Genomic DNA, 21758 nt, shown 5'->3' on the forward strand with positions numbered 1-21758 from the left:
CATTCGCAAAAAATGCCAGCGGTGTTGAGTTTTTCAAGCATCCAGTCGAGGACTATTTGGACGTGACTTCGAAGTTGAATTCGTTGGGGCCGCTATCGGTGACGGTCGCGGTCAGCCCGGAGCCGGCTTCATTGCTCCACTTTTTGGCGATCAAATTCTTTGCCACCGGGGCGTTGCGTCCCTTTTTATCCAAAGCGCTGTACATCGCGTCCATCGCCTCGTCCTCACTCATGCCAGTCGTGTCGGGCATGCCATCGTCGCCTCCTTCAAATTTGGAGACGGCAACTTTATAGCTGCCCGGCAGAGCTCCGTCGCCATTGAATTCGGTCGTGAGCACGTACGCGCCCGAAGCGTCAGTCATGCCCGAAGCAGAGCGACCGTCTGCTGAATCGGCATTGAACACAACCATTGCCCCCTCGACAGGCTCGCCGTCCAAAGTCACCTTCCCAGTCACAGGAACGGTTCCAAGTCCAGAGCCACATCCCGCTGCGAAAAGTAGAACACTAGCGAGGAAAAGATTTGCTGATCTCATCGAATGTTTGCTTTCTGAAATTTCGATAAATAAAAACGAAGGTAACCTACGAAACCTTGGGCTGAAGCAGCGTTAGTGGCTTCCAGCATAGCACCAAGGTAAGCATTTGGGAAAATTTAAGCTCCCTACGTAACAGTCTAACAAAACATTAAGGTAGATTATAGGCTCGGAGTGTAGATTGCTAAAACCGAACACACTTTCTTCTCGGCAAATCTGTCGGGTGGGGAAGATAGGGCGTTTATAGCTTCGCATTCCGAGCGCCACGTATCCTCAATTAATTATTTTAATGTTCAAAGGGTAATTGATGTCCGAAAACGAAGCTTCCGTTGACGCTCCCCAAAGTCCTCCAGCCCCGTCCCCCGCTTGGTTGCCCCCGGTGGCCATCCTGGCAGGAATCCTGGCCGGTGCGATTGGAGGCTACACAATCTTTACCTTGCGGGAATTCTACCTGACCATTCCGGACGGCCTGCCTCCCTATTCCGCCGAATGGGAAGCGCAAAACCAATGGGACAAAATGCGCAACTTGGGCATGGGGGTTGGAACCTTAGGGGCGCTATTGCTGGGATGCATTGGCTTGGCCGTCGGTGCTACCGTTTCCGCAAGTCGTGCAATCACGGGCTTGGTCGCAGGTTTGATCAGTGGTTTGGTAGTTGGGATCATCGTAGGCCCCATCGGCTATTTAACCTCCGCTGCGCTCATCCCGGTCATGATCGAAGGCATTGTCAAGACGATTGCCATTTACGCGCCCATTTGGATTGCATTCTGCCTTGCTTCAGCCTTCTTGAGCTTGACCTTGCGAGGAGCGCAGCGCGATTGGGGCGCGGCCATCACCAACGGCATCGGACTGGGAATCTTAGGAGTCATCATCTTCCCCTTGCTGTGCACGGTCGTATTTCCAGTGGGAAGGCCTGAATTGATTATCCCAGAGCATTCCGGCATTCTCTACACAGGCTATATTTTGGTTGGACTGACCGCTGCCATTACGGCGTTGAGCGTCTTGAAACCCAAGAAGTCCAAGTCGAAAACCACGTCGGAAGCAGCCTCCTAATCTGCGCGACAGCCGAACCGATACGGTGCTCCCAGCCCGCGTGGAACCTCGGCAACCTGCCCCGGTTCACGCGGCGGTGCGAGTCAACCGTTTTAAGCGTCGTTTAGCGAGGCTTTGCCTAGCGGCCGGTCGGACGCACCAACGCGACCTACGCAAACCTAGTTCAGGCGCCCCTCTGGCGGATTCGGCCTGCACTAGGCATGACCAACGCGCAATTGCATAATAGGTTTCCGTACTTGCGGAAGCCTGACGATGTCTAGCTCATTGCCCATTCGACAGAGCAGTTACTCCTGCTTGTCTTCCTCTAGAATGGCAGCTCTTGGAATCCCGTAGCGATTCGCGTTCGCGCGCAGGTGTAGCCCCGCTCGGGCAGCAGCAGGTTCGGAAACTGCAATGACTTCGACTCACTTACTCTCCCATCTAATATTTCAGGCTCAAGTATGAACCCTGCTCTAACATCCAGTCCGCAGTGGCACGCTCTGGAAGCTCATTACAATGACATTAGAGGCATTCACCTAAGAGAGATGTTCGCAAAGAATCCTCGACGCGGCCAAGAACTGGCCGTCGAGGGCGTGGGGCTGTACCTCGATTACTCCAAGAACCGCATCGACGGCGACACGCTTGGGCTACTCTTGAACCTCGCTAAGTCGGTCGACTTGCCGGCGCGAGTTGAAGCCATGTTTAATGGGGAAAAGATCAATTTGACCGAGGGCCGTGCAGTTCTGCACACCGCCCTGCGTGCCCCCCGCGATGCTTCGGTTTTAGTAGACGGCCAGAACGTAATCCCCGATGTCCACGCCGTGCTCGACAAGATGGCGGCGTTTTGCGAGCGAGTTCGCAGCGGAACTTGGTTAGGGCATACCGGCAAGCCAATCCGCAACGTCGTCAACATTGGGATTGGAGGATCCGATCTCGGGCCTGTGATGGCCTACGAAGCTCTGCGGCACTTCAGTCAACGCGATCTTACGATGCGGTTTGTCAGCAATGTGGACGCTACCGACTTCGTGGAAGCAACCGTTGATTTGGATCCCACGGAAACCCTGTTCATCATTGCTTCAAAAACGTTCACCACCATTGAAACAATGACCAACGCGCAGACCGCTCGCGATTGGTTCTTGGCGCGTGTCGACGGAGAGGAATCGGCTATCGCCAAGCACTTTGTGGCGTTATCCACCAATGCTGAAAAAGTTGCTGCGTTCGGCATTGATACGCAAAACATGTTCGAATTTTGGGACTGGGTTGGCGGGCGTTACTCGATGGAATCGGCTATTGGGCTGTCCACCATGCTCGCGGTGGGGCCAGACGTGTTTCGGCGGATGTTGGCCGGATTTCACGAAATGGATCAGCATTTCCGGACAACCCCTTTGGAGAAAAACCTGCCTGTCATCATGGGGCTCCTAGCCGTCTGGTACTCCAACTTCTTCCGCGCTGAGACAACTGCCGTCCTGCCCTACGATCAGTACCTCAAACGGTTTCCTGCCTACCTGCAACAACTGACCATGGAAAGCAACGGAAAGTACATCACGACGGCCGGAACCGAAGTGGATTACGATACCGGCATGATCTATTGGGGTGAGCCCGGTACTAATGGGCAACACTCGTTCTACCAACTCATCCACCAAGGCACCCGCTTAATCCCTTGCGATTTCATTGCCTTCGGTAAATCGCTCAACCCAATCGGAGCCCATCAAGACATCCTAGTTGCCAATGTCCTGGCTCAAAGCGAAGCGTTGGCGTTTGGGAAAACGGCGGAAGAGGTCAAAAGCGAGGGAACCGCAAAGTGGCTAGTGCCGCATCGCGAATTCCAGGGCAATCGTCCCTCCAACACGCTGTTTGCTGAGCAGATGTCCCCCGAAGTACTCGGAAAGCTGGTGGCACTCTACGAGCACAGCGTTTACGTTCAAAGCGTGATCTGGAATATTGACGCCTTTGATCAGTGGGGCGTTGAACTTGGCAAAGTGCTTGCCAAAAAAATCATCCCCGAGCTTGATGCCAGCCATTCTTCGGATCTGAACCACGATAGCTCTACGAATGAATTGATTCGCCGCTACCGAGCCATGCAATAGAATGCAGTGCGATAGAATATCAATTAGGCTACTGACAGACCTCTCCTAAATTTGTTGGCGAACGACGGTATCCAATGCTCCTATTCAATTCGAGAAGATGCATGAAGTTGCTGGTTGTGACCTTGTTGTTGTCCTGGCAGATCGGCCTCGTCGGCGCTGCGGAACAAGTTAGCTTCTCCAAACAGGTACTACCGATTCTGTCGGACAAGTGTTTCATTTGCCATGGCCCCGACGCCCGCGAGGCCAACGCCTTGCGACTCGATTCTTGGGAGGGAGCAACGGTTGATCTAGGTGGCTATCGCGCAATCGATGCCGCCGCTCCCGAGTCCAGTGAGCTGCTGCATCGCATTCGTTCGCAGGATGACCCGATGCCGCCTCAAGACGCCGAGAAACAGCTCACCGATGTCGAGCGAGAGACCCTGGCAGCATGGATCGAACAGGGCGGCAAGTACACCAAGCACTGGGCTTACGTCCGGCCAGAAAACTCGCTGCCTCTCTCGGCGCCTGACGCCACCGGTTCCGCAATCATTGACGGCTTTATTCGCGACCAACTGCCGGCAGCGAATGCTTCGCCCCCCGGCGAATCCGCCACCGGTCACATTGACTTAGCTCCCGCCGCTGATCGCGCGACGCTGGCTCGCCGCGTCGCACTCGTTCTCACGGGCCTACCTCCCACGCCACAGCAGCTGAGCAAATATCTATCGACAGCCGATCCAGAGGCCTATGAAACGCTGGTCGAAGACCTGCTACAGGATCCCAAATTTGGAGAACACCAAGCTCGCTACTGGTTAGATGCCGTCCGCTACGGCGATACGCACGGCTTGCACCTGGATAATCGTCGAGCGATTTATCCCTACCGGGATTGGGTCGTCAAGGCCTTGAATGACAATCTTCCCTTCGACCAATTCATCACCTGGCAGCTGGCAGGCGATCTGCTCCCCAACCCAACTCTCGAACAACTAGTTGCGACGGGCTACGTACGCCTCAACCCGTCCACTTCCGAGGGTGGCGCCATTACCGAAGAGTTCCAAGCCAAAAACAGCTTTGACCGTGCAGAGAATTTCGGTACCGTTTTTCTGGGAATGTCGCTGACATGCGCTCGTTGTCATACCCATAAATACGATCCCATACTCCACACGGAATACTATCAAATACTAGCCTTTTTCAACAACACCTCCGAGCGTGCGTTGGATGGCAACAAATACGACTATGCTCCGATTCTGCAAGCCCCCAACAATCAAACGCAATGGCAGCTGTGGAGCGAACTGACCGAACGAGAAAGCTTCTTACTCGAACGCGCCGCCGAGTTGATTGAACAAAAGAGGATTTTCAATGCAGAACAGGGGCGCGCATGGGAAATGGCCAGCCCTCGCGAAAAGCTACAGCTGCTGGCGGTACCCAATAGTCTCTTCGGGGACTCGACGATCGCGGAAAGAGCCCAGGACCTGCTGGCCGAATGGTCGAGTGCGGAGTCCAATTGGGTACCAACCCTGGTTGCTCAAGAGCTCGAGCAACGTCGACCTACCTACCTACTCAGCCGTGGCGAGTACGACTTACCAACCGGGGAGCCGCTTATCCCAGACACCCAAGCAGTGCTCAGCCCCTTTCCGAGCGACGCCCCTAGAAATCGATTGGGACTGGCGCAGTGGATGGTCCATTCTGACAATCCCTTAGTGTCACGCGTTTTGATCAACCGCGTATGGCAACGAGTCTTTGGGATTGGCCTAGTTCGCACACCCGAGGAATTCGGCTTGCAAGGCCAGCAACCCACCCACCCCGAACTGCTCGATTGGCTCGCCGTTGAATTTCAGGAGAGCGGTTGGGATTTGAAGCACATGCTGCGTTTGATGGTCCACAGCAAGACATTCCAACAATCCTCCTCGCGACGTTCTGACATTTCCGATCCGGAAAACCGCCTTTTTGCTCGCGGCCCCAGTTTTCGACTCGATGCCGAAGTCCTGCGCGATCTAGCCTTGTGGGGGAGCGGCCTGATGCTCGAGGAGTTGGGAGGCGAGGGCATTAAGCCGTTCCAACCGGATGGACTGTGGGAGGCTTTATCCCATCCAGCCAGCAATACCAAGAATTACGTGCCGGACACGGGCGATAAACTCTATCGACGCAGCCTGTACGTGTATTGGAAGCGAACCAGCCCGCACCCCATGATGACACTCTTTGACGCCCCTAGCCGTGAATCGAGCTGTGTGGCACGCTCTCGCACCAGCACCTCATTGCAATCACTAGCACTGTTCAATGAGACCCAACGCATCGAGTTTGCACGCAAGTTTGCCGAGCGTTTGATGATCGAAAGTCCGCCAGCGGCAGGTGCGACGGCCGACGGAAAAGCAATCGAGCAGCAGCGGCTTGACGCGTTGTTCGTAAAACTGGTGTGTCGACCGGCCACGGCTGCAGAAGCTGCCGCCTGCCTAAACCTTCTGCAACAAATGAACAAACGCTACGCCACCTCCGACGCCGACTGTCAAGCCTTGTTGGCCATCGGCGAATCGCCCGTCGAACAACAGCTCGACGCGGTGGAATTAGCCGCCTGGACCCAAGTGGTCGTTACCGTGCTAGCCAGTGACCCTGTGATTTTGCTCTACTAGATGAATCGGTGATAAGATGCAGTCCAACGACCTCCTTCGAGAGCACCAACTCAACCTAACGCGCCGACAACTATTAGGCCGCAGCGCACTGGGACTCGGTACAGCCGCCATGGCCGACTTACTAGCTCCCGATCTAGCAGTGGGTGCCGAGCCAAATCGCTTCCCCGAGGGAGGCATGCACCACCCTGCTAAAGCCAAACGCGTCATCTATTTGTTCATGAGTGGCGGACCGAGCCATTTGGACATGTGGGACTACAAGCCGAAGTTGAAGTCCCTGTTCAACGAGCAGTTGCCTAGCCATGTTCGAGACGGACAGCGGATCACAGGCATGTCGTCGAATCAGTCCAATGGTCTCCCGATTTGCCCTTCCAAATACAAATTCACCAAGGTGGACAACAATGATTCAGGGGTATGGGTTAGCGAGCTGCTGCCGCACACGGCGCGCGTCACCAAAGAGCTCTGCGTGATTCGCAGCGTGTTCACTGAAGCCATCAACCACGACCCCGCTATCACCTTCATTCAAACGGGCAGCCAGATTCCTGGCCGTCCTAGCCTGGGAGCCTGGCTCAGCTACGGTTTGGGGAGCATGAATGAAAATCTGCCTAGTTACGTGGTGATGCACGCGCGAACGAACTTTGCCGAGCAGAGCCTGTTCAATCGCCTGTGGGGCACCGGTTTTATGCCCTCAGACTACCAAGGCATTCTACTGCGGAGCCAAGGGGATCCCGTACTCTACTTGAGCAACCCACAAGGAGTGAGCCGCGCAGATCGCAGACAACAGTTAGATGCCCTCGCGGCTCTCAACCAAGCTCAATTTGATCACTATGGCGATCCTGAAGTGCTCGCGCGCATCAAGCAACACGAGATGGCCTACCGCATGCAGAGCTCGGTTCCCGAGTTGATGGATTTGTCGCAAGAGCCCGAGGAGACCTTTGGACTCTACGGAGAAGACGCTCGTACCCCAGGTACGTTTGCAGCCTGCTGCTTGAATGCACGCCGACTGGCCGAACGGGGAGTGCGAAATATTCAAATCTTCCATCGCGGCTGGGATGCCCACAATCGCTTACCCACGGAACACGAATCGCAATGCAAGGATATCGATCAAGCCTGTGCGGCACTCATCGAAGATCTGAAACGAAAAGGGATGCTTGACGATACGCTGGTCGTGTGGGGAGGCGAGTTCGGTCGCACCGTCTACTGCCAGGGCGCATTGACCGACAAAACCTATGGACGCGATCACCATCCACGTTGCTTCACGGTCTGGATGGCCGGTGGCGGTACGCGTCGCGGCGTTACCTACGGACATACCGACGACTACGGATACAACATTGCTGACGCTCAAGGGGTTCCCCTCACGCCCCAGCCCACTCCCGACAAATTGACGCCTGGTGCGGTGCACATCCACGATTTGAACGCAACCATCCTCCATCTGCTTGGAATTGATCACAAGCGATTGACCTACCGCTATCAGGGACGCGATTTCCGACTAACCGATGTCCATGGACATGTCGTCCATGATCTAATCGCCTAGCATCAGTGGGCCGGGATATGCATTGACTGAATTGGTAGAAGCGGAAGTGGCACCACAGCCTTGCAAAGTCCGTCGCTCTCCGGGCTGTCGAAATAGTAACCCGCTGCGTGACGGGCTGTTGAAGTAGTAACCCGCCGCGTGAGCAAGGAAAGATAACCTCCGCTACAAGGCAGTTTGGGACGCAACCTCCGCGTTAAAATTCAAATTGCTATTAAATCAACAGCCCGTCTCGCTTCTCATTGGATAATTGGGTGTTCCCTGTTCTGTCTCTACCTGCAATTCAAAAGCGGACTGTTACGCCGCCGCGTTGGTTCAATGTCCCCAAAATGAAACTCACCACTCAAATATCGGCAAGCCCCCCCGGCCCAAGACTGGGTCGGCCGCTCATTGAGAGGGAGCGAAACGACGGAATCGGACTTGGCAGAGGAAGGGTTTAGAGCCAAGTAGTTGTAGTTGTTCGGCGTGGGCGTCTGTCACTGAATCCATCGAGTTGGAAATCTCGGGTCATGCGTCGGCCCAGCTGGCGAATTGCTGGCTACTCGCTCTACTTGCGCACCAGGGGCAATATTGGATCAAATCATACAGCATGACAGCTGAATCCATCACACTCTCTGTTCGGGTCTAGCCCCTCACATGCAATTTCACACTTCGCCGAGCCATCTCGACATTCCCAAGGCTTAGCCACTCGCGTCTTAACCACTCAGGTCTTAGCCAGATCGACAGGTACCGATTGCTCGCCGCCCAACAATCACGGCGATGGTCCACAAAGGCATCACTTCAGTGCCCAAGTTCCGGGAGGCAATCGAATCCTACGGCCAATTCCTGCCGTGTAGCATTCTCAGTAGCAACGACTGGATCCGCTGCTTGCATACGGTCAATGGAGTTGGCTAGCGACAACAGGGACTTCTACCACAAGCTCTACCGCTGCCACGATTCAATAAGGAGATGTCAAGCAGCAAGCACAGCGTAGCCACTCAAACTTTGCGAAAGGAAGATCCAAAGCCGCCAAACGCAGCAAAGCCGTGTTCCGAAAATTGGGCAAGCTATCTAAACTAGGAATGCTTGAGTTTCTTGCTGGGGTCTATACTAGGCAACACTTGAATGACTTCGACAATCCAATGCTTCAAGGATGAATTCTACATGCCATCACCACTCCGAATGCTAGCACTCACCGCTTTGCTAGTCCTCTCAACCCGACAGCTCAGCGCTCAGTACCAACAGGAAGAAACAGTGCGTGCAGCTGCCAGCGTATTGACGGAAACCATGGCGACGCCGCTCAATCGGATCCCTCAGGCGATGCTTGCGAATGCCCATGGCGTCGCGATCATTCCGAACGTCATCAAGGGCAGCTTCATCGTCGGCGCGCGGCATGGACGCGGCCTGTTGTTTGTGCGCGAACCCAACGGTGTGTGGCATGCACCTGTCTTCATCTCACTGACGGGCGGAAATATTGGCTGGCAGATCGGCGTGCAGTCCTCAGACATCGTGCTGGTCTTCAAGACGCCCAGAAGTATTCAGGGCATCCTCTCGGGAAAGCTCACCCTAGGCGCAGATGCCGCTGCTGCAGCCGGACCGGTTGGCCGTGAAAGTGCCGTCGCTACCGACGCGCAACTAAAAGCAGAAATCTATAGCTACTCACGTAGTCGAGGACTGTTTGCAGGTGTCTCCATCGATGGCTCTGTGGTGCAGGTCGACCAAGTGGCAACCGGCACCTATTACCGCAGTCCTGGCCCTGGTCTGCCTGTACAAGTCCCAGCTTCAGCCCAGCAGCTCACCGAAGCGATCGTATCGTATACGGGCCAGGGCGCAGCAGCGGTGCCCACTCCCAACGAACCCTCCACCGGACTGGCGGCTCAGTATGGACAGACGGAATCCGAAGTGCTCCGCCTGCAACTGCTCCAGCTTACACCGGAATTGTTCGATCTGCTCGATCCACAGTGGCGGGCCCACCTCGCCCTGCCACAGTCGTTTCAACAGCCGAATGCAAATCCGCAGCCTGCAGAAATACAAGCGATCGTAGACCGATATGCTCAAGTCGCCACGGACCCGCAATTCCAGCAATTGGCGGTACGTCCAGAGTTCCAATCCGTCTACTCCCTGCTACGACACTACCAGCAGTCCTTTACCGAGAATCTACCTGCGATTCAATTGCCACCACCTCCCAATGTTCCGCAAGTCTTGCCACAGTAGCTGCGGCGAAGACCGCCGATGGGTCGGGCCAGTGGAGCTAGCACGAGCATAGCCGTTAAATGGTGGCAGCAAATGGTGTCAGCGTTCCAACGGTTGCCGGGCTCTCTGAGGTGAGTGTGGACGTCCATAGCGCGATGTTCTAAAGCGTCGATGAATTCCGCTGCTCCGTTGCATCTTACATGATATAACGCAACCAGCTTTGCGCTCGCATCAAAAACATTACGGGGATTCCTGCGATTTGCACCTCTTCGGTGTACACAGCCACTTGCGCCTGAGAGCCACCCGGGAGTCGCAGATTATTTCCCTCATCCAGCTTAACTCGGACAGCGAACCCTGTTGCAGCGTTCCCACCCAAATCGGAAGGAAGTATCCCGGAGACTGGCAACTGCCCATCACCGGAGATATCGATCACATTTTCCACTCTTCCCGTGAAGATCTGCCCCGGATATCCGTAGAGAGCCACTTCGGCATACTGCCCCGGCTGGATCCTCAGGTAGTTTTTCTGGCTGAACAAGCCAACCACCGTTCCCTGACTATATTCGCCCCGGTCCTGTACGAAACTCATCACAGAACTCCCCCCGGCACCTCCCACCAACACTCCCTCGCGCAGATTGAGATTGGTTACAAATCCATCGCTGGGTGCGTACACCACGGTCTGCGCAAGATCGTATTCAGCTCCCGCCAGTTGGGCGGCCGTTTGCTCAACTCTGGCCATAGCGAGTGCCACCGAGCTTTGCGCCTGAATGAGTGTCGCCTGGGATTGCACCGCCGACGATTCAGCTGAATTGAGAGTATTGGTAATGGCATCAAACTCTTCCTGACTGATCGCTTGGGTCTTCACCAATTCGGCTTTGCGCTCGTGCTCCACCCTAGCGAACTTCAAATCAGAATCGGTTCTGGCAATGGTTGCTTGTGCCAAATCGATTGCCGCCTCGGCAACAGCTTGGCTCTGCTTCGCCTCTTCGAGAGCAGCCTTAAGCTGCGTGATCGAATTTTCGTAGGGAATTGCGTCCACCTGAAACAGCACTTCCCCCTTTTTGACCGGCACATTAGGCCGTACGACAACCCGAGTGACACGTCCGGCTTGACGTAACTGAGGCGTGATCTGAATGACTTGCTGGTAGACTCGGCCAACGGCAGTGTACGGGTGGTAATACTGAGCACAAAACAGCAGCACCAAGATCAACCCCGGACCAATTGAAGCCGCTAACAAGGCAATCGGCAGCGTCAAGCGTATCAATTTGAGCTTTGCGAATACCAACCAGAGTATCCCACAGTAGATTCCACCAAGTAGCCAGGACATTTAGCGTTGGCCTTTCTGCTGCGATGCGGTGAGTTTTTCCAATCTCCCTTGGAGTGTAGAGATCCGTTCACCTAAAGAAGTGGGCGTGCAACTGGCCTCAGTCCGTCCGGGTTTGAGGTTACCAGCAGCCGGCTGCTTCAGTGACTGATAGAGGTAAATGACATACACGCAACTTAAGATTGCTGGGATCATCGCCGTCCTCCTGCTAGAGCTTGTTCCAGCTTCGCAACGGTCGCTTCCAATCCTGCAACTTGATCACTGAGACTTCTCCAATTAGCGTCATTGGCCAAATCAACATTGTCGGCGGCCGAGTCTGAAGTTTTTACAAAAGCCCACACCAGAGCCGCGGCCCACAAGATACCCGTCGGTAAGCCCACCCATCCACAAATGGCGATAGCTTCGGCCTGGGGATGCTGTCGGCCCTTGGCAATACGTCCCGGCAACATTGCAATTGCAACGATCACTCCGCAGAGAAGGAGGGCAAAGCCCAGCATAAACAACAGCACCACAATCCGCAGTGCGGGCCCAAGCGAGGCAAACTGATATTCGATAAGTTGATTCAAATCGGCATCTCCTGCGTTGTTGATCCGAGCCCAATTCCTGCTGGTTTCATCCTAGCAGTTCCTGCCCGCCATGATAACGTATGGAAAACAGTGCAGGGCGGTCCGGGACATTCTTTCCTCAGTTACATTGCAGCCCCATCCGATCGGCATATTCCGTCCCATGCAACACACTTCGCCAACGTCTTCAGATCAAGCCGTGCGGATTGCCACCACTTCGCCGCAAGTTCAAAAATTGCCATCGGGCGGACAACGCTTGGACAACGACCGCTCACCTCTCGCCCCACAGAAGTGAGCTTGTTCCGAATGGCGTTCTACATCCCGAATGCCAGTTGGTGCGTGCGTTCCACCTGCTATCATGGCCTGCATCGCCTATGACGCTAGCAGGCTCCCCATTCCATGCGAAGAAGCAGGCGTCTCGCTTGAATTCCTCTGGTCCTTTGGATTTCTTGTAGTCCCAATCCTAGAGTTGCACTGCACTTCGTGGTGCGTGATATTCGCAAGCTCCAGATCACTCTCCGCACAGCCATTATCCTAATCAGCAGTACCAATTGAGCGTCTATGTTTTTCCAAATTGTTCGATCCGTAAAGCTCAACCTAGTCAAGCTGTTTTTCTGCGACTTGTTGTTCAAGGTAATCGCATTCATTCTCTTAACTCCCTTCATTGGCTTCACCTTCCACCTGTTCTTGGCCGCAAGCGGTCGCTCAGTGCTAGCTGATGCAGATATCGCAAAATTCTTCCTCCATCCGATCGGCTGGCTCGCTTTCATGCTGGTAGGAGGTGCCAGCGTTTGCGTGTTTGCGATTGAACAAGCGATCATGCTGGTAGTGCTGTTGACCGCTCGGAACGGCCACGCGTTGCGTCCCAGCCGCACCGTGCTCTTCGTCCTCCAACACATGAGCCAACTACTCCGTTTAACCTGTCGTATGGTGGCGTGGTTGGGATGCCTTGCATTTCCTTTCCTGGCAGTCGGCGGAACCATCTTCTGGCTGCTGCTTACCGACCACGATATCAATTTCTACTTGACGGCCAAACCTCCCAAGTTCTGGCTCGCCGTTGGATTGATTGCCGCCGTTCTCCTGGGCCTGGCTATCACTTGGGTCCGACGCATTGCTTCTTGGTCTTTGGCCCTGCCAATCCTGCTGTTTGAGGATCGAAATCCGCGGGAGAGCCTGCTGGAAAGCTGCCATCGCACGCGTGGGAAACTGAAACCCATTGCATTTGCATTTGTGTGTTGGGGAGTGGGCAGTGGCCTAATGGGAATGGCTCTGTCTGCGATCGCCCTGGGGATAGGGCAGTCGATTGTTCCCCATTTCACCGGTTCCCTATGGATGCTAGTCCTGGCGGTAGGTTCGGTCGCCATGCTGGTCACGCTTGCCAATTGGACTGCTAATTTTATGAGCAACGCCACGTGCGCCGCGCTTGTGACAGAACTCTACTTCCAATTCGCAGCCCCAGAACAATTCAATTTCGACCGCTTCCCTGATCCGGAACAAAAGATCTGGCAAATCAACATGTCGAGCCGGGCTCTCGTACTGACTTTGGGATTGCTAGGACTCGCTGCGGCCTTAGTCGGTAGCTCCGTATTTCGCGGGATTCAACTGGAGGATCGCGTCGAGATCACCGCTCATCGCGGAGGTGCTGGCAATGGCCCGGAGAACACACTCGCCGCGATCCGTCAAAGTATTGAACAAGGGACGGACTGGATTGAGATTGACGTGCAAGAATCGCGGGACGGTGTTGTCATGGTAGCCCATGATAGCGACCTGAAGAAAGTCGCTGGCAATCCCGTAAAAATCTGGGAGGCATCCGCTGCCGAACTACGGGCCATCGACATCGGAAGCTACTTCTCCACGGAATTCAGCGACCAACGTATGCCCACACTGGAAGAAGTGTTGGTCGCTTGCAAGGGACGCGCCAAAGTCAATATTGAACTGAAGTACTACGGACATACCCAATCCTTGGAGCAGCGCGTCGTCGAGCTTGTCGAGAAACATCAGATGCAGTCCGAGATCGTTATCATGTCACTCGACTCCCAGGGGCTCCGCCGGATGAAACAGCTCCGTCCCGATTGGACCGCCGGATTGCTGACCGCGGTCGCGGTTGGCGACCTGACTCGAGCATCCGCTGATTTTCTCGCCGTGAATAGCAAATTGGCCACACGAAAGTTCATTGCCAATAGCCACAACCGCTCCAAGCCCGTATACGTTTGGACCATCAACGATGGCTACGCCATGTCCGCCATGATGAGTCGCGGTGCCAACAATATCATTACCGACTTCCCCCTCCGCGCGCGACGTGTGCTGGACCAGCGAGCAGGTCTCAGCACTCCTGAACGTCTGATGGTGGAACTGGCTTTCTACCTCGGACTCAAAATTCCCGTGGGGGGAGAACCCTAAGCCCGGACGTGAATAGCGATACTCCCGCACTACCCAGGCCCATTCTTCTTTCTTTTCTCCCCGCTCTCTGCGTCTCCGCACTCTGCGAGTGGTGTAATTAGCTGGCCAGCGAGCCAGGTTGGTTGACGGTTGACGGTTGACGGTTGACGGTTGACGGTTGACGGTTGACGGTTGACAGGGGACAGGGGACAGGGGACAGGGGACAGGGGACAGGGGACAGGGAACAGGGAACAGGGAACAGGGAACAGGGAATGGAAAACGCGCCCCTCGCGTTAAGACGGCAAACGTGCTATATCCCGCAAACAACCGCCCCCCTCCAACAGGCGGAATGCACCTTCCGGTAGTCGCCGAATCTAACGGAGTGTCGCCCCCTACGGCTCTGCAGAGGGGTTCCATACTTCTAGCTCTACTCAGATCTAGTTTAAACCCCAAAAGGATGCATTCTCCGTGCGCAAAGCTTGCCTAAACTTCCTATTCGATTAACTTTGAAGGATGCACCGTGCAATTACACCTATTTGCCTAGTCGTAATACTTGAGCCCGCCATGAGAAGATTCCTCCCACCAACCCTCGCAGCCTTAGCGGTTCTGACCACAGTAGCCCTTACCCCTTCCTTGGCAAACGCCGGGATCATCGCGAAGGGGGACATCGTTAAGTTTGCGAAAGGACTGGGTGGCGCAGATGGCGGAGGCGAGTTCTTGCTGCTCAAGAAAAACCTCGCTGGTGACTGGTCCCAAGTAGGCGACCCTACATTTTGTCTCGAAGTAGACGAATTTATTGACTTCAACAGCCAATTTGTAGTGGGTGGAATTAGCAAGCAAGCTGTCCAAGGTGGTGTAAACACCAGCTCAGGAGATCCGCTGGAAGGTAAGACGGAGTTCCTCTTCGAATCCTACACGAACGGAACTTTGAGCGGATTCAACGGCGCTTCTGATAATCAGCTTGCCAATGCCGTGCAGTCAGCGATTTGGTCACTGGAGGGAGAACGTGGTGCATCAGGTTTAGCCCTGGATCTTATCGAACATGCGAAAGATCAAGAAAGCTTCACTTCCGCATCGGTAGTGGTCCTAAACCTATTCAAGACTTCGATTTTGAAGAACGCCCTGAACGCCTTCGAAGCGTTTGATCCCAATAATGATTCAACGTGGGACGCGGTTTCGGCGTACCACGCCCAAGACCAAGTTTTCTATGCACACGCTCCAGAACCAGTATCGGCTGGTATTTGGGGATTGGGCATCGCGACCATGATGCTGCCTCGCTTCCGTCGCAAATAGCAGTCGCTCAGCATCGAGTTTGAATTTCCTCTGAAACTCATTGGCAGCACCTACTGTTGCCAATGAGTTTTTTCGTTTTGCGATACCCTCCAATACTACCGGGTCCCCGTGTCTGACAAATACCTATGGCGCGAAAGATGGGCAGGGGGCATAATATAGGGTGTTCCTTTTTCCCCGTTTAGTGAGGAGTGAATGCCATGGGAAGTTCGAAAGTGGATCGCGAAGGTTTGAAAGCTACGCTGCAAGCCGAATTCGAAGCGACGCTCAATGCGGTAGTTGATTCGATTGATAACGCTCGCGATGGTGCTTGGATCGAAGACAGCGAAGGACTCAGTCGTCAGGCTTTGGATCGTTTCCGGCAACAGGTCTATGAGGCAGCCTTACAAGCGAAGATTAATGCGGTGGAAGCCGCTTTTTCCCCCTCCGAAGAGCGCGACGGGAGTTCGAGCACGGAACAAGGGACGCCAACTACGTAGCCTCTTGACTGAGAACGGCCGTGTGCAACTAAAGCGTGTTCGGTGGGCAGTTCAAGACGAAACCAGCAGCACACCGATCGATGCCTTGCTGGATGAAGCAGAGAAAAGCTTCACGTGCGGGATACGTGAGATGCTTTGTCGTTTGAATCAAAGTTCCTCCAGCTTTGTAAAGACTGCGGCCAATATCGCTCGTTTATCATCGATCGACATTAGCGGCGAAAGCGTACGGCAATTGGTCGAGTACGAAGGTCGCAAGGTAACCAACCAGCTAACGCGAGGGGGCATTGATATTGGCTGGTCGTCGGCAGACTGCACGTTGGAAAATGTTCCCCAGAAGTCGTCGGCCAGTTCATCAGCCGCATCTGGCGCAGTGAATGATCAACAAAAACCAACCCCAACTCGGGTTTATGTCGGCTGCGACGGAGTGAAGGTACCGGTCGTTACTCAAGCCGAGAAGACTAAGCGTCGCACTACGATCAAACTGAAACGTCGACGTAGTGGAAAGAAATGTCGGCCGTTGCCAGCAGCTCGAGCAGGTTCGGATCAACAGTACAAGGAAGCAAGAATCGTAGTTGCTTACAACGAATCTCAGACGCTCCGGCTTGTGATAGCTACCCGCGGTGATTGCGAAGTCACTGGGCGCTTGATGCGAAGTATGGCGACGACCATCAAACTAGATGAAGCGACTGAGTCCATTGCAAATATCGATGGCGCTCCATGGATACGCAACCAATTGGAGTTTCACAACATTGTGGATAAAATCAACTTGGATTACTACCACATGAAAGACAACGCACAAAAGGCGCGTCGCGAGATGTTCGGCGAGGATGAATCGGGAGCCACATGGTTAACGGCATTGACCAACATCCTGATGGAACAGGGAGTCGACGCACTGCTGAGTGAGCTGCTTACTCAGAAACTCACGTGCTCAGGTCGACGCCTTCAAGCCTTGGAGCAATTGATCGGATATATTTCGGAGCGTCGTGAAATCATTCGTTATCGCGAACTTCGCGCTCGCGGCATTCAGATCGGCAGTGGTCCGACCGAGGCCCAATGCAAAACTACCACACAACGGGTCAAAGGCCGAGGTCGCCGGTGGGATTTCGCCAATGCCGAGTGCATGATGAACCTCGCTGCACTCGAAGCGAGTAACCTCTGGGACAATTACTGGGGAAATCATGCAAAAAATGCTGCCTAAAAGTTGTCCAGAAACTTTGGTCAGACACGGGTCCCCCCAGTTCTTGCTGAACCCTTGCAGCTTGGTATCATCACTTCTGGGAATCGCCCCTCGAATCGCACTCCTTCGACGGCGATCGGGCTCCTCACTTCCTTCTACAGTCTAGACATTTCAATGGCAGAGCCCAGTCGCACCCCAGAAATCGAGTGTGCGGTGTTCCTGAAAGCCTTAGGGGATCCCTTGCGTCTGCAAATAGTCCGCGGCTTGCAAAGCGGCCCACTGAGCGTCTCCGACATCGCACTGTCTCTCGACCAAGAAATCGGTGTGGTCTCCCATCATTTGCGAGTCCTGTTCCACGCCCATGTCGTCACTACCCAACGCGATGGAAAGTTCATCTACTACTCGCTCAGCGAAGATCTCTTGAACCCGCGAACGCGCAAGCAACTGCTCGATTTTGGCTGTTGCAAGCTCGATATCGGTCCCATGACCACTCACTAATTCACCGCACAATCGCCACAGCTAGCTTGACTTTCATTCTAACGTTCTTCAGAATGTCCTCATCCCTGCCCCCCTCAAATTTCCAGAGCCCAGAGCCCTCTAAACTTAGGGAGCCGGCCGCCCTCGGCCCTCGGCAAGCGAAACTGGCCCTCAACCGAACATCGGTGTATCACCAGGGATTCCGACAATCCTCATCGTGGTCTCCTTCAGTACTTCCCACCAAGCTTTTAGTACTCCTTTCTACTAGGTAAAGCATACTCTCAACATGTCCGATCCAATTCAGTTCGTAATGGTGGGTGGTTTCCTTGGAGCAGGCAAAACGACGTTGATTGCCAAGCTCGCTCAGAAGTTTCAAGCCGAAGGCAAACATGTTTGCGTCGTCACCAACGACCAAGCTGCCGGCTTAGTCGACACCGAGTTGCTACGAAGCCAAGGACTGGAGGTCAATGAAGTCGCCGGCTCATGCTTCTGTTGCAATTTCAACGGCTTAACCGACGCCATGGATGAATTTGACCGTCGCCAGCGTCCCGACGTCATCTTGGCAGAACCAGTGGGCAGTTGCACCGACCTGATCGCCACCATTGCCATGCCCATGATGGAGCGGCTCGGTGGGCGTTTCGTGCACAGCCCCTATGCCGTATTGTTAAAACCGAGCCACGGCCTCCGCATTCTGTCAGGCCAGAGTGGCGGATTCTCTCCCAAAGCCGAGTACATCTTCCGCAAGCAGCTCGAGGAGGCAGAAATTGTCCTACTAAATCGAATCGATGAACTCTCCGCCGAAGAAGTGCAAAGACTGACTACGTATATCCATGAGCAATACCCAGGGCGAGAAGTGATCGGTATCTCTGCGCGAACTGGCGAGAACGTGGATGCCGTTTTCACATCCTTGCACCGGATCGCTTCCCCGCGAGACACCACCATGGAGGTTGATTACGATGTCTACGCAGCAGGGGAAGCGGAGCTGGGTTGGCTCAACTGCACGTGCACGCTGGGCGGCAAACGGCCTATCGCCCTGGACGCCGTCGCCACCGATTTGGTCGAGCAACTCCGTACACAACTTTTAGCATTGAACGCTGAACCAGCTCATTTGAAAGTTCTCTGCTCGAGCGACGGCAATACCAGTGTCGCCAATTTGGTCAGTAGCGATTCGAGCACTTTTCTATCGGTCAGTTCCGACTCGCAGGCTACGGAAGTCAAGGTCCTAGTCAACGCACGCGTATGCCTGACTCCCGAAGCTCTAACACTCGCCGTTCGCACTGCCATTCAAACCATCGCCGACCAATTCGAAGCAACCGCTGACATTTCCCAGTTGGAGAGCTTCCGCCCGGGACGGCCCGTCCCAACCCACCGCATTACCCGATAATCCCACCACTATTGAACTGATATACGAACTGCAAAGATCGCAGTTCTATCAGTTCACCGAGGAGTCTCCATGCCACGCCGTGCTTGCTTGAGTTGCCTATTGGTCCTGCTGTGGCTCGTAGGTGCTAGCCAGATAATCGCAGCTCCACCCAATATAGTCGTCATTTTGGTGGACGACATGGGATATGGTGATCCAACTTGCTTCAATCCCAATTCCAAAATCCCGACGCCTCATATCGATAGCTTGGCGCGCGAGGGGCGTAGGTTTACCGACGCGCATGCCCCTGGGCCCTTGTGCCATATGTCGCGCTACGGACTGATCACCGGTGAGTACCCGTTCCGCACCGATGTAACCCGTTGGCCAACAGAACCGCTAGTCCAGCAAGATACTTTTACACTCGCAACCTTAGCGAAACGCGCGGGCTACCGTACTGCGATGGTTGGGAAGTGGCACTTGGGCTTCAAGGAGTCGGGCTACGAACATCGACTCCCGGGCGGCCCACTAGACTGTGGATTTGATTCCTTTTTTGGAATGCGTGCCTCCACCGATATTCCACCCTATTTCTATATTCGCGGGGATCGCGCTGTCGAATTGCCAACGGATCACATTGATGATCAGTTTTCGGATGGCTGGTCGAAGATTCAAGGGGTGCGAACTCTCTCTGGCGGAATTGCGCCGAGTTTGAAGTTACCTGACGTCCTTCCTCGTTTTACAGACGAAGCCATAGAAGTCATCTCAGGACACCCTCAAGACGCACAAGAGCCACTGTTCCTGTACGTTGCTTTGCCCGCACCACATACCCCCTGGCTGCCGTCAAGCGAGTTCGCGGGAAAAAGTTCAGCCAGTTTATACGGTGACTTTGCGATGATGATCGATGCCCAAATTGGGCGCATCCTGCAAGCTTTAACGGATGCTCAGATGGCCGATGACACATTGGTCGTGTTTACTTCCGACAATGGCCCCTGTTGGCATCCGGCCGATGTCGAACGCTTCGACCATGATGCCGTTGGTGGACTCAAAGGAATGAAGGCGGACGCTTGGGAAGGGGGCCACCGCATGCCCTTTATCATCCGCTGGCCAGGCCATGTCGCCCCCAGCTCCACGAGTGAACAACTCGTCTGCTTTACAGATCTCATGGCAACGTTTGCATCGCTTCTCGGTGTCGAATTGCCTCCCCAGGCAGGCCCCGATAGTTTCGACTTTTCTCCCGCCCTGCTCATGCAAGCCGATTTGACTAGCACTCAACCGGCACCAATGCGGGAGCAGTTCGTCATGCGCGCCGGCTCTGCCCCATCCATGATGACGATACGCTCCGGGGACTGGAAGCTGATCACGCAGCTCGGATCGGGAGGTTTCAGCCCACCACGCATTGTTCGGCCCGGTCCCGATGATCCCGCCGGTCAACTTTACAACCTAGCCGAAGACCTGGGAGAGACGACGAATCTGTACGCCACCCACCCTGACATCGTAGCGCAGCTAGAAACCGAGTTGCGATCGATCATGGATGCAGGTCGCAGTCGCTCCGTTTCTGCCCGCGTGGATGCGGCGACTCTCAAGGGCAAGGTGATGTGCGGCTATCAAGGCTGGTTCAATTGCGAAGGTGACGGAGCCGACTTAGGCTGGACGCACTGGTCCAGGAACAACCGGCGCACCATGGGGCCAGGAAATGTAACAGTGGATCTCTGGCCGGATTTAACCGAATTCACAGAAGAGGAGCGTTTTGCGACTGAATTCCAACTGGCTGATGGGGCTCCCGCAGAGGTCTTCAGTAGTGCCAATCGCGCAACGGTCCTGCGTCATTTTCAGTGGATGCAAGACTATGGACTGGATGGAGTGTTCCTACAACGCTTTGCCAATGGCCTCAAGAGTGGTGCCATGCTGGAGCACAAGAATAAAGTGCTAGCGCACGTGCGGGAGGGAGCTGCCCAGACGGGCCGGTGCTACGCCCTGATGTACGATCTCAGTGGACTACGTGGCGGTGGTGTCGCCCGAGTCTACAATGACTGGCATGGTCTCGTTCAAACTCAGGGCATGACGAAAGACGCCGGATACGTGCATCATGAAGGTAAACCCTTGGTCGCCATCTGGGGCATCGGTTTTAACGATGGCCGCAAGTACACGCTGGAAGAATGCCAACGTCTCATTGCGTCGCTGAAGGATGATGGCTGCGCAATCATGCTTGGCGTCCCCACCGGCTGGCGAGAAGGCGTGCGCGACGCAACGAACGATCCGTTGCTTCAAGAGATCGTGGCGATGGCCGATATTATCAGCCCCTGGACGGTAGGACGCTATCAAACTCCAGCACAAGCGACCAACCACGGGGAAGCATTTTGGACGCCCGATCAGCAATGGTGCCTTCAGCATGAAATCGACTTCCTGCCGGTCGCTTTTCCGGGTTTCAGTTGGCACAATCTAAAAGGAGCGGAGCTAGATGCCATTCCAAGGCTCGGCGGCGAATTCCTGTGGTCCCAAGTTGTTGCGGCTAAGCAGGCTGGCTGCGAGATGTTGTACGTTGCCATGTTCGACGAAGTCGATGAGGGGACGGCAATCTTCAAATGCACCAACAACACACCCGTTGGCGAAGATATTCAGTTCCTTACGTATGAAGGACTACCAAGCGATCACTACTTAAAGATCGTCGGCCAAGCAGCTCGAACCCTTCGAGGCGAAATCCCTTTGCGAACCTCGCTTCAGCAATGATTCGATTCGTCTACTCTTGGGGAGCTGATCGATTGAACGGAT

At 54.7% G+C, this 21758-nt stretch carries 16 protein-coding genes; 12 read left to right on the top strand and 4 right to left on the bottom strand.

All coding sequences use genetic code 11. From position 1 onward, the window contains the following. Window positions 1-52 precede the first annotated feature (52 nt). Window positions 53-532, bottom strand: a complete 480-nt coding sequence (locus Q31a_RS16935) for a carboxypeptidase-like regulatory domain-containing protein (RefSeq protein ID WP_145080350.1) — start codon at window positions 530-532, stop codon at window positions 53-55. Between the two features lie 304 nt (window positions 533-836). Between Q31a_RS16935 and Q31a_RS16940 the strand changes: the two genes are divergently transcribed. From Q31a_RS16940 to Q31a_RS16965, 5 genes are all read left to right on the top strand, one after another. Then, entirely contained in the window at window positions 837-1580 is a 744-nt protein-coding gene (locus Q31a_RS16940; RefSeq protein ID WP_145080353.1) for a hypothetical protein, read from the top strand. A gap of 440 nt (window positions 1581-2020) precedes the next feature. Beyond that, window positions 2021-3646, top strand: a complete 1626-nt coding sequence (gene pgi / locus Q31a_RS16945) for a glucose-6-phosphate isomerase (RefSeq protein ID WP_145080356.1) — start codon at window positions 2021-2023, stop codon at window positions 3644-3646. A gap of 101 nt (window positions 3647-3747) precedes the next feature. After that, window positions 3748-6246, top strand: coding sequence for a PSD1 and planctomycete cytochrome C domain-containing protein (locus Q31a_RS30250; RefSeq protein WP_197355345.1), 2499 nt, complete (start codon window positions 3748-3750; stop codon window positions 6244-6246). 16 nt (window positions 6247-6262) lie between these two features. Next, a complete protein-coding gene (locus Q31a_RS16960) occupies window positions 6263-7777 on the top strand; it encodes a DUF1501 domain-containing protein (protein WP_145080359.1) in 1515 nt (504 codons plus the stop codon). 1140 nt (window positions 7778-8917) lie between these two features. Beyond that, window positions 8918-9967 carry a lipid-binding SYLF domain-containing protein gene (locus Q31a_RS16965; RefSeq protein WP_145080363.1) on the top strand — a complete coding sequence of 350 codons (1050 nt, stop codon included), beginning with the start codon at window positions 8918-8920 and terminating at the stop codon, window positions 9965-9967. Window positions 9968-10142: 175 nt separating this feature from the next. On the opposite strand, the gene Q31a_RS16970 is transcribed toward Q31a_RS16965, so the two are convergent. Genes Q31a_RS16970 through Q31a_RS16975 form a run of 3 tightly spaced genes read right to left on the bottom strand, consistent with a single transcriptional unit; the run spans window position 10143 to window position 11833 of the window. Beyond that, window positions 10143-11270 (bottom strand): HlyD family secretion protein, encoded by a 1128-nt coding sequence (locus Q31a_RS16970; protein ID WP_145080367.1) that lies wholly within the window; start codon window positions 11268-11270, stop codon window positions 10143-10145. Beyond that, window positions 11271-11462 carry a hypothetical protein gene (locus Q31a_RS30255; protein WP_197355346.1) on the bottom strand — a complete coding sequence of 64 codons (192 nt, stop codon included), beginning with the start codon at window positions 11460-11462 and terminating at the stop codon, window positions 11271-11273. Further along, the gene (locus Q31a_RS16975; protein WP_231690804.1) at window positions 11459-11833 is read right to left on the bottom strand and encodes a DUF3302 domain-containing protein; all 375 of its coding nucleotides are present in this window, start codon (window positions 11831-11833) and stop codon (window positions 11459-11461) included. The genes Q31a_RS30255 and Q31a_RS16975 overlap by 4 nt, the downstream gene beginning before the upstream one ends. Window positions 11834-12391: 558 nt before the next feature. Here Q31a_RS16975 and Q31a_RS16980 point away from each other — a divergent pair. The 7 genes from Q31a_RS16980 to Q31a_RS17015 all read left to right on the top strand — a co-directional run bounded on the left by Q31a_RS16980 (window position 12392) and on the right by Q31a_RS17015 (window position 21716). After that, window positions 12392-14230, top strand: coding sequence for a glycerophosphodiester phosphodiesterase family protein (locus Q31a_RS16980; protein ID WP_145080370.1), 1839 nt, complete (start codon window positions 12392-12394; stop codon window positions 14228-14230). Between the two features lie 543 nt (window positions 14231-14773). Then, the gene (locus tag Q31a_RS16990; protein ID WP_145080376.1) at window positions 14774-15502 is read left to right on the top strand and encodes a hypothetical protein; all 729 of its coding nucleotides are present in this window, start codon (window positions 14774-14776) and stop codon (window positions 15500-15502) included. 197 nt (window positions 15503-15699) lie between these two features. Next, a complete protein-coding gene (locus tag Q31a_RS16995; protein ID WP_145076898.1) occupies window positions 15700-15978 on the top strand; it encodes a hypothetical protein in 279 nt (92 codons plus the stop codon). Between the two features lie 22 nt (window positions 15979-16000). Further along, the gene (locus Q31a_RS17000; protein ID WP_145076896.1) at window positions 16001-17176 is read left to right on the top strand and encodes a UPF0236 family transposase-like protein; all 1176 of its coding nucleotides are present in this window, start codon (window positions 16001-16003) and stop codon (window positions 17174-17176) included. A 153-nt stretch (window positions 17177-17329) separates the two neighbouring features. Continuing rightward, window positions 17330-17653 carry an ArsR/SmtB family transcription factor gene (locus Q31a_RS17005; protein ID WP_145080379.1) on the top strand — a complete coding sequence of 108 codons (324 nt, stop codon included), beginning with the start codon at window positions 17330-17332 and terminating at the stop codon, window positions 17651-17653. Between the two features lie 265 nt (window positions 17654-17918). Next, a complete protein-coding gene (locus Q31a_RS17010) occupies window positions 17919-19016 on the top strand; it encodes a CobW-like GTP-binding protein (protein WP_231690805.1) in 1098 nt (365 codons plus the stop codon). Between the two features lie 69 nt (window positions 19017-19085). Beyond that, a complete protein-coding gene (locus Q31a_RS17015; protein ID WP_145080382.1) occupies window positions 19086-21716 on the top strand; it encodes a sulfatase-like hydrolase/transferase in 2631 nt (876 codons plus the stop codon). The last annotated feature ends 42 nt before the right edge of the window (window positions 21717-21758 follow it).

The sequence above is a fragment of the Aureliella helgolandensis genome, from assembly GCF_007752135.1.
GTDB classification, from domain to species: Bacteria; Planctomycetota; Planctomycetia; order Pirellulales; family Pirellulaceae; genus Aureliella; species Aureliella helgolandensis.

Bases quoted from the DNA above. Each gene is read 5' to 3' on its own strand.
- Q31a_RS16965 (WP_145080363.1), top strand. From the start codon at position 8,918: ATGCCATCACCACTCCGAATGCTAGCACTCACCGCTTTGCTAGTCCTC.
- Q31a_RS16935 (WP_145080350.1), bottom strand. From the start codon at position 532: ATGAGATCAGCAAATCTTTTCCTCGCTAGTGTTCTACTTTTCGCAGCG.
- Q31a_RS16960 (WP_145080359.1), top strand. From the start codon at position 6,263: ATGCAGTCCAACGACCTCCTTCGAGAGCACCAACTCAACCTAACGCGC.
- Q31a_RS16995 (WP_145076898.1), top strand. From the start codon at position 15,700: ATGGGAAGTTCGAAAGTGGATCGCGAAGGTTTGAAAGCTACGCTGCAA.
- Q31a_RS30255 (WP_197355346.1), bottom strand. From the start codon at position 11,462: ATGATCCCAGCAATCTTAAGTTGCGTGTATGTCATTTACCTCTATCAG.
- pgi (WP_145080356.1), top strand. From the start codon at position 2,021: ATGAACCCTGCTCTAACATCCAGTCCGCAGTGGCACGCTCTGGAAGCT.
- Q31a_RS17005 (WP_145080379.1), top strand. From the start codon at position 17,330: ATGGCAGAGCCCAGTCGCACCCCAGAAATCGAGTGTGCGGTGTTCCTG.
- Q31a_RS16990 (WP_145080376.1), top strand. From the start codon at position 14,774: ATGAGAAGATTCCTCCCACCAACCCTCGCAGCCTTAGCGGTTCTGACC.
- Q31a_RS16970 (WP_145080367.1), bottom strand. From the start codon at position 11,270: ATGTCCTGGCTACTTGGTGGAATCTACTGTGGGATACTCTGGTTGGTA.
- Q31a_RS17015 (WP_145080382.1), top strand. From the start codon at position 19,086: ATGCCACGCCGTGCTTGCTTGAGTTGCCTATTGGTCCTGCTGTGGCTC.
- Q31a_RS30250 (WP_197355345.1), top strand. From the start codon at position 3,748: ATGAAGTTGCTGGTTGTGACCTTGTTGTTGTCCTGGCAGATCGGCCTC.
- Q31a_RS16980 (WP_145080370.1), top strand. From the start codon at position 12,392: ATGTTTTTCCAAATTGTTCGATCCGTAAAGCTCAACCTAGTCAAGCTG.
- Q31a_RS17010 (WP_231690805.1), top strand. From the start codon at position 17,919: ATGTCCGATCCAATTCAGTTCGTAATGGTGGGTGGTTTCCTTGGAGCA.
- Q31a_RS16940 (WP_145080353.1), top strand. From the start codon at position 837: ATGTCCGAAAACGAAGCTTCCGTTGACGCTCCCCAAAGTCCTCCAGCC.